Source organism: Pseudomonas sp. MF08831 (genome assembly GCF_059862645.1).
Genome location: NZ_JCBCUX010000009.1, coordinates 157,319 through 171,634 on the forward strand (window position 1 = coordinate 157,319; position 14,316 = coordinate 171,634).

At 60.5% G+C, this 14,316-nt stretch carries 13 protein-coding genes; 6 read left to right on the plus strand and 7 right to left on the minus strand.

Going from position 1 to position 14,316, the window contains the following annotated elements:
• Positions 1-32: 32 nt before the first annotated feature.
• Together AC19YS_RS19820 and rlmF are read left to right on the plus strand one after the other, a co-directional pair.
• Positions 33-2,879, plus strand: a complete 2,847-nt coding sequence (locus tag AC19YS_RS19820; protein WP_500602464.1) for a valine--tRNA ligase — start codon at positions 33-35, stop codon at positions 2,877-2,879.
• A 236-nt stretch (positions 2,880-3,115) separates the two neighbouring features.
• The gene (gene rlmF, locus AC19YS_RS19825; protein WP_169368288.1) at positions 3,116-4,135 is read left to right on the plus strand and encodes a 23S rRNA (adenine(1618)-N(6))-methyltransferase RlmF; all 1,020 of its coding nucleotides are present in this window, start codon (positions 3,116-3,118) and stop codon (positions 4,133-4,135) included.
• Between the two features lie 116 nt (positions 4,136-4,251).
• Here the strand turns inward: rlmF and AC19YS_RS19830 are convergent, their stop codons facing one another.
• Complete coding sequence (locus tag AC19YS_RS19830) at positions 4,252-4,533, minus strand: HU family DNA-binding protein (protein ID WP_003188840.1); 282 nt, start codon at positions 4,531-4,533, stop codon at positions 4,252-4,254.
• Between the two features lie 394 nt (positions 4,534-4,927).
• Here AC19YS_RS19830 and yejK point away from each other — a divergent pair, with 394 nt between their 5' ends.
• Together yejK and AC19YS_RS19840 are read left to right on the plus strand one after the other, a co-directional pair.
• Positions 4,928-5,932 (plus strand): nucleoid-associated protein YejK, encoded by a 1,005-nt coding sequence (yejK, locus tag AC19YS_RS19835; protein ID WP_106579474.1) that lies wholly within the window; start codon positions 4,928-4,930, stop codon positions 5,930-5,932.
• Entirely contained in the window at positions 5,932-6,282 is a 351-nt protein-coding gene (locus AC19YS_RS19840) for a glutaredoxin family protein (RefSeq protein WP_106579475.1), read from the plus strand. Before yejK ends, AC19YS_RS19840 begins: the two co-directional genes overlap by 1 nt.
• A gap of 139 nt (positions 6,283-6,421) precedes the next feature.
• Here AC19YS_RS19840 and AC19YS_RS19845 read toward each other — a convergent pair whose 3' ends face one another.
• The 6 genes from AC19YS_RS19845 to AC19YS_RS19870 all read right to left on the minus strand — a co-directional run bounded on the left by AC19YS_RS19845 (position 6,422) and on the right by AC19YS_RS19870 (position 12,714).
• A complete protein-coding gene (locus AC19YS_RS19845; protein ID WP_500602465.1) occupies positions 6,422-8,662 on the minus strand; it encodes a TonB-dependent receptor in 2,241 nt (746 codons plus the stop codon).
• Positions 8,663-8,947: 285 nt separating this feature from the next.
• Positions 8,948-9,931 (minus strand): FecR family protein, encoded by a 984-nt coding sequence (locus tag AC19YS_RS19850; RefSeq protein ID WP_500602466.1) that lies wholly within the window; start codon positions 9,929-9,931, stop codon positions 8,948-8,950.
• A complete protein-coding gene (locus AC19YS_RS19855; RefSeq protein ID WP_119738517.1) occupies positions 9,928-10,506 on the minus strand; it encodes an RNA polymerase sigma factor in 579 nt (192 codons plus the stop codon). Before AC19YS_RS19855 ends, AC19YS_RS19850 begins: the two co-directional genes overlap by 4 nt.
• Positions 10,507-10,513: 7 nt before the next feature.
• Positions 10,514-10,840 carry a DUF3325 domain-containing protein gene (locus AC19YS_RS19860; protein WP_200624558.1) on the minus strand — a complete coding sequence of 109 codons (327 nt, stop codon included), beginning with the start codon at positions 10,838-10,840 and terminating at the stop codon, positions 10,514-10,516.
• A complete protein-coding gene (locus AC19YS_RS19865) occupies positions 10,841-12,415 on the minus strand; it encodes a PepSY-associated TM helix domain-containing protein (protein WP_500602467.1) in 1,575 nt (524 codons plus the stop codon).
• Positions 12,412-12,714, minus strand: a complete 303-nt coding sequence (locus AC19YS_RS19870) for a DUF3649 domain-containing protein (protein WP_119738511.1) — start codon at positions 12,712-12,714, stop codon at positions 12,412-12,414. The genes AC19YS_RS19865 and AC19YS_RS19870 overlap by 4 nt, the downstream gene beginning before the upstream one ends.
• A gap of 170 nt (positions 12,715-12,884) precedes the next feature.
• Here AC19YS_RS19870 and AC19YS_RS19875 point away from each other — a divergent pair, with 170 nt between their 5' ends.
• Together AC19YS_RS19875 and AC19YS_RS19880 are read left to right on the plus strand one after the other, a co-directional pair.
• Positions 12,885-13,373, plus strand: coding sequence for a sigma-70 family RNA polymerase sigma factor (locus AC19YS_RS19875; protein WP_106579482.1), 489 nt, complete (start codon positions 12,885-12,887; stop codon positions 13,371-13,373).
• A complete protein-coding gene (locus AC19YS_RS19880; RefSeq protein ID WP_500602468.1) occupies positions 13,370-14,311 on the plus strand; it encodes a FecR domain-containing protein in 942 nt (313 codons plus the stop codon). Before AC19YS_RS19875 ends, AC19YS_RS19880 begins: the two co-directional genes overlap by 4 nt.
• Positions 14,312-14,316 lie beyond the last annotated feature (5 nt).

Genomic DNA, 14,316 nt, shown 5'->3' on the forward strand with positions numbered 1-14,316 from the left:
CTGAATTAATGCCAACTAGGGTCCCGCCGCGCATGGATAAGACCTACCAGCCGCACGCTATTGAAACTTCCTGGTACGAGACCTGGGAGTCCGAGAATTATTTCGCTCCGCAAGGCGCGGGTGATTCCTACACCATCATGATTCCGCCACCGAACGTTACTGGCAGCCTGCACATGGGCCATGGCTTCAACAATGCGATCATGGATGCGTTGATCCGTTTCCGCCGCATGCAGGGCCGCAACACCCTGTGGCAACCGGGCACCGACCACGCCGGTATCGCCACCCAGATGCTGGTGGAACGCCAACTCGAAGCCACCGGCCAGAACCGTCATGACCTGGGTCGCGAGAAATTCCTGGAAAAAATCTGGGAATGGAAAGACCAGTCCGGCGGCAACATCAGCCGTCAGATCCGTCGCCTGGGCTCGTCCGTAGACTGGAGCCGTGAGCGCTTCACCATGGACGACGGCCTGTCGGAAGCCGTGAAAGAAGCCTTCGTGCGCCTGCACGAAGACGGCCTGATCTACCGCGGCAAGCGTCTGGTCAACTGGGACACCAAGCTGCACACGGCGATTTCCGACCTCGAAGTGGAAAACCACGACGAGAAAGGCTTCCTGTGGAACCTCAAGTACCCGCTGGCCGATGGCGCCAAGACCGCCGAAGGCAACGACTACCTGATCGTCGCCACCACTCGTCCGGAAACCATGCTGGGCGACGCCGCCGTCGCGGTTAACCCGAACGACGAGCGCTACCAGGCGCTGATCGGCAAGTTCGTCGAACTGCCGCTGGTGGGTCGTCGCATCCCGATCATCGCGGATGATTACTGCGACCCTGAATTCGGCACCGGCTGCGTGAAAATCACCCCGGCCCACGATTTCAACGACTACGAAGTCGGCAAGCGCCACAACCTGCCGCTGCTGAACATCTTCGATAAAAACGCCGCTGTCCTGCCGGTCTGCCAGGTATTCAACCTCGACGGCACGCTGAACGAGAGCATCGACGGCAAGATCCCGGCCGAATACGCCGGTCTCGACCGTTTTGAAGCGCGCAAGCAGATCGTTGCGGCCTTCGACGCTGCCGGTTTGTTGGTGAGCGTTGACGACCACGCACTGAAAGTGCCGAAAGGCGACCGCTCCGGCACCGTCATCGAGCCGTGGCTGACCGACCAGTGGTACGTATCCACCAAGCCTTTGGCTGAACCTGCGATTGCCGCCGTGGAAGACGGCCGTATCCAGTTCGTGCCTAAGCAGTACGAAAACATGTACTTCTCGTGGATGCGTGACATCCAGGATTGGTGCATCAGCCGTCAGCTGTGGTGGGGCCACCGGATTCCGGCCTGGTACGACGAGTCGGGCAAGGTCTACGTTGGCCGCGACGAAGCCGAAGTACGCGCCAAGCACAACCTCGGCCCGGACGTGGCGCTGCAACAGGACAACGACGTACTGGACACCTGGTTCAGCTCGGGCCTGTGGACATTCTCCACACTCGGCTGGCCGCAACAGACCGAGTTCCTGAAAAAATTCCACTCCACCGACGTGCTGGTCACCGGCTTCGACATCATTTTCTTCTGGGTTGCCCGGATGATCATGCTCACCATGCATTTGGTGAAGAACGAAGACGGCACGCCGCAAGTGCCGTTCAAGACCGTGTACGTGCACGGCCTGGTGCGTGATGGCCAGGGCCAGAAGATGTCCAAGTCCAAGGGCAACGTCCTGGACCCGCTGGACATCATCGACGGCATCGACCTGGAAACCCTGGTGCAGAAACGCACCTCGGGCCTGATGCAGCCGAAACTGGCGAAGAAGATCGAGAAGCAGACCCGCGACGAGTTCGCCGACGGCATTGCCAGCTACGGCACTGACGCCCTGCGCTTCACCTTCTGCTCGCTGGCGTCCACCGGTCGCGACATCAAGTTCGACATGGGCCGCGTCGAAGGCTATCGCAACTTCTGCAACAAGATCTGGAACGCCGCGCGCTACGTGCTGGATAAAGGCGAAGACTGCGGCCAGAACGGCGAAGCCTATGAGCTGAGCCTGGCTGATCGCTGGATCATCTCACAGTTGCAGCGCACTGAAGCCGAAGTGACCCGCCAACTCGACCAGTTCCGTTTCGACCTGGCCGCACAAGCCTTGTACGAGTTCATCTGGAACCAGTATTGCGACTGGTACCTGGAACTGTCCAAGCCTGTGCTATGGGACGAAAACGCGCCGATCGAACGCCAGCGTGGCACCCGTCGCACCCTGGTGCGCGTGCTTGAAGTGGCCCTGCGCCTGGCGCACCCGTTCATGCCGTTCATCACCGAAGAAATCTGGCAGCGCCTCGCGCCGCTGGCCGGTATCGAAGGCAAGACCATCATGTTGCAGCCTTGGCCGGTGGCCAACGAAGCGCGCATTGATGAGGCGGCCGAAAGCGATATCGAATGGCTCAAGACCTTGATGCTCGGCACGCGCAACATCCGCGCCGAGATGAACATCGGGCCGGGCAAGCCATTGGCGGTGTTCGTGAAGAATGCCAGCGCCGAAGATCAGCGTCGCCTCACCGAGAACGATGCGCTGCTCAAGAAACTTGCAAAACTGGAGTCGATCACCGTATTGGCTGATGGCGCCGAAGCACCGCTGTCCGCGACTGCGTTGGTCGGCGACATGGAAGTGCTGGTGCCGATGGCTGGCCTGATCGACAAGGGCGCGGAACTGGCCCGTCTCGACAAGGAAATTGGCCGCCTGCAAGGCGAAGTGCAGCGAGTGGGCGGCAAGCTGTCCAACGCGGCGTTCGTCGACAAGGCGCCGGCTGAAGTGATCGACAAAGAACGCGCCAAGCTGGCCGAGGCTGAACAGGCCTTGGGCAAGCTGGCGGAGCAACATGCGCGGATTTCCAGCCTGTAAGGTGAACCCCGTGTAAAAAAGAGGCCTTCGGGCCTCTTTTTTTTGCCGGGAATTTTCCAATCCTTGCTGGCGATCCAGTCAATGTGGGAGAGGGCTTGCCCCCGATGGCGGTGTATCAGTCTGAATATTTTTGACTCTCACACCGCAATCGGGGGCAAGCCCCCTCCCACATTTGCCCGAGAGGGTCTCAGGATGTGTGACAATGCCCACCACTTTGAGCCAACACCAGAATCAACATGACCGCCCCCAGCACACCTAAACCCCCGCGCAAGAAGCCTAAATCCGCCGCCCCGGCCAAACCCGTGGCACCGCGCAAAGAGGCAACCCTGCACCCGCGCAACCGCCACACAGGCCGTTACGACTTCCCGGCACTGATCAAGACCACGCCGGAACTGGCGCAATTTGTGATCATCAACCCGTACGGCAAAGAGAGCATCGACTTTGCCAGCCCGGACGCAGTGCGGGTGTTCAACCGGGCGCTGTTGAAGGCGTTCTATGGCATCCAGCATTGGGACATTCCGGCGGACTACCTGTGCCCGCCGGTGCCGGGGCGCGCCGATTACGTGCACTTCCTGGCCGACCTGCTGGCCAGCGTCAACGACGGCAAGATCCCGCGCGGTTCAATCGTCAAGGTGCTGGACATCGGCATGGGCGCCAACTGCGTCTACCCGTTGATTGGGTATATGGAGTACCGCTGGAACTTCCTCGGCTCCGAAGTCGACCCTATTGCGGTGTCCGCCGCCAAGGCCATCGTACAGTCCAATGACCTGAGCAAAGTTATCCAACTGCGTCAGCAACCCAACCCCAAGCAGATCCTGCTGGGCCTGCTGGAGCCGGGCGAACGCTTTGACCTGACCATGTGCAACCCGCCATTCCACGCGTCCATGGAAGAGGCTACCAAAGGCAGCGAGCGTAAGTGGCGCGCCCTGGGCAAGGCCGACCCCAAGCGCAAGTTGCCGGTCCTGAACTTCGGTGGCCAGTCGGCGGAGCTGTGGTGTGAGGGCGGTGAAGCGCGCTTCGTCACGCAGCTTATCGCCGAAAGTGCGCACTTTGCCCACAAGGTGCTGTGGTTCAGCACCCTGGTGTCAAAAGCGTCGAACTTGCCCGCGATCCAGACAGCCCTCAAAAAAGCCGGCGTCCTTGAAAGCCAGGTGGTGGAAATGTCCCAGGGCCAGAAGCAAAGCCGCTTCGTGGCCTGGACCTTCCAGACCAAGAACGAGCAGCAGATCTGGCGTCAGCGCTGGGTGCGCGACTGAACCAGTGGCGAGGGCGCTTGCTCCCTCGCCCCGGCTGAACCGCCACTGCAGTCAAATCGCAGGCAACAAAAAACCGTGCCCGGATTGCTCCGGAGCACGGTTTTTTTTGCTGCGTCTTACTTGTTAACAGCGTCGGTCAGGCCTTTGGCCACAACCAGCTTGATAACTTTCTTGGCAGCGATTTCGATGGCAGCGCCAGTCGAAGGGTTACGGCCAGTACGGGCTGGACGCTCAGTCACTTTCAGTTTGCCAACGCCTGGCAGAGTGATTTCGCCGCCGTTTTCCAGCTGATCAGCAACAACTTGGCTCAGTTGGTCCAGCAGAGCGCGCACGGTAGTTTTCGGTGCGTCTACTGCTTCAGCCAGGTCAGCGATCAGTTGGTCTTTAGTAATAGCCATTGTGGTGTTCCTTCCCTATCAAATTCATATGGATTGCAGAGTGCAGTGTCAGCCGTCGAGCCTGACCGTCAAGGCCTGGCACCCCCGGCCATAACCACGGGATCGGGGTTATAGATGCTTGAAACGGGGATTGGTTCGACCTGACAGATGCTGAATGCACGCTTAACGCCGAGTCTTGGCGTAAGACGGGGCAAAACTAGCACAGAGACGGGGAAATATCCGCCTCAACATACCCATTTGGTCAGCTTTATCGCTCTAAACCGTGAAAAAAAGGCATATAGCCCGTGGGAGGTCGCCCAAAACAGCCTTCCAAGCGCGTCATGGCCAATGGGTGCGGTACACTGGCGACTTTTTGGGGAGGCCTACCGCTCCCCTTCAACCAGCCGAGAAGCCTATGCCGATCCGTCACTGCATCGTCCACCTGATCGACAAAAAACCCGACGGCACACCCGCAGTTCTGCATGCCCGCGATTCGGAGCTTGCCGAGTCGGCCGCCATCGAGAACATGCTTGCCGACCTCAACGAGAGCTACAACGCCAAACAAGGCAAGGCCTGGGGTTTCTTCCACGCCGAGTCCGGCGCGCACCCGTTCAGCGGCTGGTTGAAGGAATATTTCGACGGTAGTCAGGATTTCACCCGTTTCAGCCGCACGGCGGTCGAGCACCTGCAAAAGCTGATGGAGGAGTCCAACCTGTCCACCGGCGGCCACGTGTTGTTTGCCCACTACCAGCAAGGCATGACCGACTACCTGGCGATCGCCCTGCTGCACCACAGCGAAGGCGTGGCGGTGACCGATGAGCTGGACGTGACCCCCTCGCGTCACCTGGACCTGGGCCAACTGCACCTGGCAGCGCGGATCAACGTGTCCGAGTGGCAGAACAACAAGCAATCCAAGCAGTACATCTCGTTTATCAAGGGCAAAAACGGCAAGAAGGTCTCGGAATACTTCCGCGACTTTATCGGCTGCCAGGAAGGCGTCGACGGCCCGGGCGAAACCCGTACCCTGCTCAAGGCGTTCAGCGACTTTGTCGAGAGCGAAGACCTGCCCGACGAATCTGCCCGCGAAAAGACCAAAACCCTGGTGGACTACGCCAGCAGCCAGGCCAAACTCGGCGAGCCCATGGGGCTGGAAGAACTTTCGGGATTGATCGATGAAGATCGGCCAAAAGCGTTCTACGACCATATCCGCAACAAGGATTACGGCCTGTCGCCGGAAATCCCGGCCGACAAACGCACCCTCAACCAGTTCCGCCGCTTCACCGGTCGCGCCGAAGGCTTGTCCATCAGTTTTGAAGCGCACCTGTTGGGCGACAAGATCGAGTACGACGAAGCCGCCGGCACTTTGATCATCAAAGGCCTGCCGACCCAACTGACTGACCAGCTCAAGCGCCGTAACTGATGCTCGGCGGGGTCTTCAAGAAAGTCCTGTTGGTGTTGCTGGTCGTGGTAGTGATCCAGAACTGGGGCAAGATCGAGCGGCTGTTCAACCCCTCGCAGGTGGTTTCAGAGCAAGTGCGCACATCGGCGCATGTGGTGCTCTATTCCACCGAGTGGTGTGGCTACTGCAAGCAGATCCGACGTTTTCTGGACCAGAAAGGCATTCCGTACCAGGCGCTGGACATTGAGAAGGATGCCCAGGCGCGCACAACCTATGAGGCATTGGGCGGTGGCGGGATTCCGTTTGTGGACGTGAACGGCACGCTGATTCGCGAGTTCAACCCTGAAGCGATCATGGCCGCGTTGAAATAGCTGATCTGCAAAACACTGCAGAACTAATGTGGGGACGGGCTTGCTCGCGAAAGCGGAGTGTCAGTTGTTACCTGTATTGACTGATCCACCGCCTTCGCGGGCAAGCCCGCTCCCACATTTTGCTCTGCGCCAGCCTGAGTTAGAAGTTGGCTTCCAGCGACACCATCGCCGTGCGCTCTTCCCCCACGTTGTAAAACGCCGTACTCGGCGCCAGGCCGTTAACCGGTACCGAGTTGAACGCCACAGTGCGCGCCGAGCTCAGGTATTCCTTGTCGAATACGTTGAGCATCGAAAACCGCAGGGTCGCCGACTTGATGACTTTCTTGTCCACCGGCAAGTAAATACCGGCGTTCAGGTCAAACACGGTGCGGCCTTCAATTTTTTCCTTGTTGGTCAAATCGCCATAAAAACTGCCGACGTATTTGCCTGCCGCGTTGGCGTAGAAACGCGAGTCGTCATAACCGAACACCAGGTTGAACATGTTTTCCGGCACGTTGGCCAATTGCTTGCCCGAGGTCGGCAACAGCACATTCTTGCTGAGCAAATCGTCTTGCTGCTCGGACTTTGTGTAGGTGTACGAGGCGTAGTAGTTGAAGTTATGCGGCAACAAACCGCCCCACTCCAGTTCCAGGCCTTTGTTATCCACGCTGCCGACGTTGAGCACCATGTAGTCGCCGGCAGAGTCGGTGGTCGATACCTGGCGATCCTTGAAGCTGATGTAGAACAGAGTCGCGCTCAACGCCATGTCATCTTCGGTGTAGCGCCAGCCCAGTTCCTGGTTCCAGCTCAACTCAGACTTGAGGCTGACCGAGTCGCCCTTGTTGTACAGCACGTAGTTGGGCGGCGTGCGCATGTTGCGGGTGACGTTGTAGAAGGTCTGGTTGCTTTCGTCGACCTGGTACTTGGCGCTGAAACTCGGCAGGAACTGGTGATAACGGGTGTTACGTTTTTCTGGCTTGTCGTACAGGCTGCCCAAGTTGTTACCGTCACGCTCGACGTATTGGTATGCCACGCCGCCGACAAAGCTCAGGTCCGGCGTGGCCTGCCAGCTGTCCTGCACCCAGAGTTTCTGCGACGGGGTGACGGTGTAATAGTGGCGGCCCTGGACAGTCGCGCCGTTCTTGTCGACGACCTGCCCGCCGCTGTTGTAATCGCCCCACACATCATCGGGCGCGCCTTCGCGGTTGATGCCGATAAACGGCTGGGTCTGGCGCTGGCGTGCGCGTTCATACCAGTAGCCATAGTCCAGGCTGTGTTCTTCGTTGATGTCCCATTTCATTTTCGCGGTGACGCCAGGGCGCCAGGTTTCGGTCCACGATGGCCGGTAATAGTTGGCCGATTGCAGGTTGCTCAGGTTGTAGTTGCCGGCTTTATCAGACTTCGGCCCCAGGTTCGATGCGGTCTGGCCGCTGAAGCTGCCACCGTTGGCCCAGTAGTAATAGGGTGTGACCGTCAGCGCCAGGTTGTCCTGCAACTGCCAGCGCTGGGTGAGCGTGGCGTTGACGCTTTCGAACGGGTTGCGATTGAGCTTGTAGGACGACGACAGCAAGCCCGACTTGTACACCGGCGTTTGCGAGTAGTCCTTGCGGCGTCCGTCAGTCTCGAACTGCGACTTGCTCAAGGTGTTGTAGTTGTAGTTTTCCTGGTTGTTGTACTTCACTGTCGCCAGGGTCGAGTTGCCATTGCCGTCTTCGAACAGGCTGCTCCACTCGACTTTGTCACTGCGCAGCGTGCCTTTGCCGCGCCACTTGTCACCCTCCAGGTGAGAGGCCGACACCCAGCTCTTGAGGCCGCCAAAATCGCCCGTGTTCACCCGCACGAACGTCTTGCGCAGGTCATTGGCACCGACGATCTGTTTGGCGAACAGCCCGGACTCTTTGGTCGGGCGAATCGTGATCATGCCGATGTTGCCGCCACTGGAGCCGATATGCGGGCCATCCGCCTCGGAGGAGCCCTGGGTGGCAAATACTTCGGCGAGGTTTTCCGGGTCGCCGAGTTGGTTTGAATACACGCTGTAGTTGCCTGAGTCGTTGATCGGCACGCCGTCGACGGACACCCCGACCTGGTCCGAGCTCATGCCCCGCATGGTGAAGTTGGTGCCGCTGGTGCCGCTGGCGTCGTCGCTGGATACGTTGATGCCCGGCGTGTATTTAAGCTTGTCGATGGCGTTGGCGGTCGCGGACATTTCGTCCATGGCTTCCTTGGTTACCGTCGACCGCGCCTTGGCACTTTCTTCGCGAATCATGTGCCCATTGCCCAGGGTTTGTTTGCCGGCAACATTCACCGAACCGACATCCTGAGTGGTGTCTGCCAAAACCAGCGGCGCAAAGCTACCTAGGCCCGATGCTAAAAGCAGGGCAGAGAGTGTGTTGATCGTCACGAGTAGATCCCTTACGTGCATCTATCTGTTGTTATGGAGGGAGGTACTGGCTGTCAGAACCGGGTGAACGGCGACGCCAATCTTCCTGACCACCTGCTCAGGAATCCGGGGATCATCCTCGGCCCGTGTAACGGTTTGGTGACAAGTTTTGGCAATTGGGATGAAGGTTAAATGAACGATCTACAGGCACCGGAATACCTGGCCTACAGCGCCCTGTAAAAAACCGGCAAGAGGAATTTTTTGAAAAAATCGTCACGCTGAAAGTGACGATCGAAGCATTCGTGTCTAGCGCAATACAATCATGCGACCCAGCACAGCGTGTTGTTCAAAACCCAGAACGGCCTGCAAGGCACTCAAAACTGCCAAGGGGTCCTTGCTTGGGAAACTGCCACTGACGCGCTTGGCGCCCATCTCGTCGTTGAGCAGAAGGATCCGGCCCGGGTAGTAACGGCCAAGGTCCTTGACCACATCCGCCAACGGCACCTTGTAGTAGTTGAGCCAGCCATCGCGCCATGCCAGACGTGATTCGCTGTCGACCGTGTGCAGGGGATCGGCCACACCGTCGGCGTAGGCCACTTGCTGGCCTGCCGTAAGAATTTGCTGTTGGCCCTGGCGTGACGGTGTGACACCCACGCGGCCGGACAGCACCGTCACCTGAGCGCCGGCCGGTTGCAGGCGCACTTCAAACTGCGTGCCGAGCACTCGCGCTTCGCCACTGCCAGCCGCCACCACAAAGGGCTGGCCGGTGTGGGTCACGCTGAAAAACCCCGCCCCGCGGCGCAACTGAATGTGGCGCTCGCCGTGGCTGAAGTCGACGGCAATGGCGCTGTCGGCATCCAGAGTAACTTGGGATTGATCGGCCAGGGTCACGGTCTGCACCTGCCCCGGCGCCGTCACGTAATCAGCACCGAAGTCATCGACCCAGCGCGACGGCTGCCAGCCGGCGCCCATCGACACCATCACCAGCAGGCACGCGGCCGCGGCCGCGGCCAGGGCGCCGGACCAACGCACCGCACGCGAGCGCTTCGAGGGGTTCATCGCGTTGAGGTAGCCCTGCAAGGCCAAGGCCTCTTCGTCCGCCAGTTTGCGTGCCGGCACCTCGCTCAATTCCCACACCACCTGGGCCTGAGCATAGGCCTCGACATGCGCGGGGTCGGCACGCAACCAGCGGCTGAACGTGGCCTGGTCACCGCTGCTGGGCTGGTCATGCAACAAGCTCAACCATTCGAGTGCGGCCTGCTCCTGGGCGGGCGTGGGGGTGACGTTCACGGTGCTTTCCCTGGCGTGCGTGGGGACGAGGGTTCGCGAAGGCTGGCTTTGCAGGCTTCGAGGGCACGCATCATATGTTTTTCCACGGCACTTTGGGACAGCCCCATGGCCTGGGCAATTTGCGCATATTTGCGGCCGTGGATGCGGTTGAGCAGGAAAATCTGCCGAGTGCGCTCCGGCAGGCTGCGCAGGGCGGCTTCTACATGGCGCAGGTCATTGCCCGCTTCAAACGCCGCCTGGGGCTCGGAACCCTGGTTGTCTTGCTGCTCTGGCAACCAGCCCTCACTGCTGCGCACCCGGGCGCCTTCGCTGCGCAAGTGATCAATGGCGATGTTGCCGGCGCAGCGCAACAAGTAGGTGCTGAGTTCTTCGACCTGCACCAGCGGCCGGCGCCAGAAGCGCAGGAACAGGTCCTGCACCAGGTCGGCCGCCGTCGCCCGGCAGCCTACGCGTCGGCTGACCAGCGCTTCCATCTGCGAGCGCTGCGACAAAAACACCTGCAGGAAATGCGCACGCCCACCGGCCGCATCGGTGTGCTGGCTGTCCTGGGATTCCGGTGGGGGGCTGATCATCATGGGAAGCTCAGAGTAAGGCGAACGCCGCAACAGGGCTGGCCAGCAGGCCGACGCCCGCCAGAATCAAGGCCAGCCTTGGCCGATACGGCAACAGCAACACCAGCAACAGTGCGCTGAGCATCAAAACGGCGCACCACTCCACCAACCCCTGCGCCCAATTCGAGGCCGCCACGGCCGGCCACATCGACAGCGCCAGCAGCAGCCAACCGGCCACACGCAACGTGAGGCGTCGGGGTGGTGAGGGTTTGCTGTGCAGCAATTCACCGTGATGGCGGTCGGTGGACAGGCACAGCGCGGTAAACCCGGCGTAGCACATCAACAGGGCGAGCAGCATTCAGTTCGCCTCCTGCTTGAGCGTCAGTCCACGTGCGCGTTCGGCCTTGAGCTGCGGCGCCGCGCGGCGCTGCATCTTCCAGGCCGCCCAGGTCAGGAACAGGCCGCTGGCCAGGCACGTCAGGTCGAAACCGGCCATGGCCCAATCACCGCTGGCCAGTGACACGCCCAAGTGCTGCGACGTGGTCAATGCGTTGAGCAGTGGAATGGCCACAAACAGCAAGGCGCCAAGGCTCAGTTGCTCAACCCAGCCCTGGCGGCCTCGCCGCAGCACGGCATGCAACAGGCTCAGGCCCCAGGCAATAAAGAAGGTTTGCACTTCCCAGTCGGACCGCTCGGCGAAGCTCATCGGCAACAACCGGTTGGCCCAGAAAAACGCCGCGATGGCGATCATCAGCCCGGCCATACTGGCCATGTTCAGCACTTCAACCAGCCGCAGTTCAAACGGCATCGCAGCAGTTTTGGCGTGCTTGAGCTGGCGCTTGCCGAGCCAAATCACAAGGCCCGTGCCGATCATCGCCGTGCCCGCCAGCCCGCAGATAAAGTACAACCAACGCAGCACCGGGCCGGCGAAATGGCCCATGTGCAAGCCGTAGAAACTGCCGCCAATTGCCGCCGGCAACGACTGTTCACCGCTGACCCGCAACAACTCGCCGGTGGTGCCGTTGAACGACACGCTGCTGCCGAAATCGTGCACCACACGGTCGGCACCTGCGCGGACCACATTGACCGAGGCGTTCACATCGCCAGGGTTGTTGACCACCAAACGACCAACATGCCCACCCGCCCATTGCTGGCGCGCCTGCTCGTACATCGGCCCTAACGGCAGCAATACACCCGGCTGGCCGAGCGCCGGCGCGTTGTTGGTATTGGGGAACACTTCATTGAAAAACGCACGGCTGTCGTCGCCGTAGGAAGCCACGATCGGCGCGGGCATCACCATGCTCATGAAGATCACCAGACTGCTGTAGGTGATCATCAAGTGAAACGGCAGCACCAGCACGCCCACCGCGTTATGCCCGTCGAGCCAGGAGCGCTGGCCTTTGCGTGGGCGGAAGGTGAAGAAGTCCTTGAAGATTTTCTTGTGGGTGATGATGCCGGTGATCAGTGCGACAAACATCACCATCGCGGCGATGGTCGACAGCCAGCGCCCCCACGGGTAAGGCATCTGCAGCTGAAAGTGGAAGCGATAGAAGAACTCGCCGCCCATGCTTTCACGCGCCTGCACGGGCTGGCTGGTGACGGGATCGAGGACTTTCTGGATGAAGTTGCCGCGTTTGCCGGGGTCGACCTTGTCTTGCCACATCACCGACAGGCCGGGATCGCGGCTGTCCGGCAGGGTGATAAACCAGCGCGCGGCATTGGGCGCCTGTTGCTGCAGATAGGTTTGGGCGGCGGCGAGGCTACGCGCGTCATCCAACGGATAAGCCTGCACTTCGGGCTGCATCCAATGGGTAATTTCGTCCTTGAAATAGGACAAGGTCCCTGTCAGGAAAATCGCAAACAGCAGCCAGCCAAAGATCAGTCCAGCCCAGGTGTGCAACCAGGCCATCGCCTGGCGAAAGCCCTCTTTCATGTGCGCGTCATCCACAAACCGATGCCCGCCAGCGTGGCAAACATCGCACTCGGCAACATCACGCCAAACCAGGCTCGCCCTGCCGTGCGACAGGCAAAACACCAGATTACCGCCAACAGGTAGAACACAAACGAACTCATCATCCCCGTGATCACCGCGTCGGCGCGGGACGCAGGCATCCACAACGCCAGGCAGACGGCTGCCAGGGACGCCATCAGGTAACCACCGACCACGGCAGCCAGCACGCGCGAAGTTACGGCGAGGCGATAGACAACGGGAAGTGAGGGTTTGCTTTTCATGCGGGAGGCGCCAGGGTCATCAGCGCGCAATATTAATGATAAATATTCTCATAAGCAAAAGAGAACGGATGAATCACCGGTACTGGCGGATTGCCGAACCTCGTCACGCGCCCTACAATGCGAACAATTCTTGTTCTCTAAAGCATGCCGATGCTTACGGAGTGATTGCGTTGCAGCCGTCCACCCTCGTTGAAGTTCTGTACAACGACCATCACCACTGGCTTACCGGCTGGTTGCGACGCAAACTCGGCTGCCCGGAAAGCGCGGCCGACCTGGCCCAGGACACTTTCATCCGTGTGCTTACCGCGCGGGACGCACCAACGCTGATCGAACCCCGCGCGTTCCTCACCACCGTGGCCAAGCGCGTGCTGTTCAACTTCTATCGCCGTCAGGACCTGGAACGCGCCTACCTCGACGCACTGGCGCAGATGCCCGAACACGTAGCGCCGTCGGAAGAAGAACGCGCAATCATCCTGCAGACCTTGCTGGAGCTCGACCAACTGCTCGACGGCCTGCCCGTTCAGGTCAAACGCGCCTTCCTGCTAGCCCAGCTCGACGGCCTGACCTACGCGCAAATCGGCGCCGAGCTGGGTATCTCCATCGCCACCGTCAAACGCCACCTGAATAAAGCCGCCATGCGCTGCTACTTCGCCCTATGAACTTCTCCACGCAAGTCGCCGAACAAGCCGTGCACTGGCTGATGGAAATGCAGCAAGGCGCACTCAACCCGCGCCAGCAAGCGGCCTGGCAGCAATGGCTGGACGCCCACAGCGAACATCAACGCGCGTGGGACCACATCCAGCGCGTCAACCAACGCCTGCGCGGCATGCCCTCACCCTTGGCGCACGCCGCCTTGAACGCGCCGAAAACCAGCAGCCGGCGCCAGGCCCTCAAACTGCTGCTGATCCTCGGCGCCGGTTCGGCCGCGGCCTGGAGCCTGCGCCAGCAACATATTCTGCCGCCGCTGAGCGCCGACTACCGCAGCCCCGTGGGCCAACGACGCAAGGTGCAGCTGGCCGATGGCAGCCAGTTGCAGCTCAACACCGGCAGCGCTGTGGATGTGCATTTTGACGGCAGTCAACGGTTGGTGCGCTTGCTCGAAGGCGAGATCTTGCTGACCGCACGCCCCGGCGATAAGCCGCTGCACGTGCTGACCGGCCAAGGCCTGCTCAGCAGCCAGGCGGCGCGGCTGAACGTGCGTCAGTTCAACGACCATACGCAACTGGCAGTTTTCGATGGCCATGTCGAGGTAATGCCCAACCACTACAGCGGCCTGCCGCTGACCGTCGAGGCCTCACGCCAAGTCAATTTCACCCGCAAAGGCTGGGACACCCCGCGCCCGACCGACGCCAACAGCGGCGCCTGGGCCGACGGCATGCTGGTGGCCGCGCACATGCGCCTGGACGATTTCCTCGCCGAGTTGGGTCGCTATCGCCGAGGCCAGATCAATTGCGACCCGCAAGTGGCCAACCTGCTGCTGTCCGGCAGTTACCCGCTGGATGACAGCGAACGCATCCTCGACCTGTTGGAGGTCAGCCTGCCGGTGAAAGTACGGCGTTTTACCCGCTACTGGGTGACCGTCCAGGCACGCGCGTAAATTAT

Bases quoted from the DNA above. Each gene is read 5' to 3' on its own strand.
- AC19YS_RS19870 (WP_119738511.1), bottom strand. From the start codon at position 12,714: ATGAAAAGCAAACCCTCACTTCCCGTTGTCTATCGCCTCGCCGTAACT.
- AC19YS_RS19865 (WP_500602467.1), bottom strand. From the start codon at position 12,415: ATGAAAGAGGGCTTTCGCCAGGCGATGGCCTGGTTGCACACCTGGGCT.
- AC19YS_RS19840 (WP_106579475.1), top strand. From the start codon at position 5,932: ATGCTCGGCGGGGTCTTCAAGAAAGTCCTGTTGGTGTTGCTGGTCGTG.
- AC19YS_RS19820 (WP_500602464.1), top strand. From the start codon at position 33: ATGGATAAGACCTACCAGCCGCACGCTATTGAAACTTCCTGGTACGAG.
- AC19YS_RS19880 (WP_500602468.1), top strand. From the start codon at position 13,370: ATGAACTTCTCCACGCAAGTCGCCGAACAAGCCGTGCACTGGCTGATG.
- AC19YS_RS19860 (WP_200624558.1), bottom strand. From the start codon at position 10,840: ATGCTGCTCGCCCTGTTGATGTGCTACGCCGGGTTTACCGCGCTGTGC.
- AC19YS_RS19855 (WP_119738517.1), bottom strand. From the start codon at position 10,506: ATGATGATCAGCCCCCCACCGGAATCCCAGGACAGCCAGCACACCGAT.
- yejK (WP_106579474.1), top strand. From the start codon at position 4,928: ATGCCGATCCGTCACTGCATCGTCCACCTGATCGACAAAAAACCCGAC.
- rlmF (WP_169368288.1), top strand. From the start codon at position 3,116: ATGACCGCCCCCAGCACACCTAAACCCCCGCGCAAGAAGCCTAAATCC.
- AC19YS_RS19830 (WP_003188840.1), bottom strand. From the start codon at position 4,533: ATGGCTATTACTAAAGACCAACTGATCGCTGACCTGGCTGAAGCAGTA.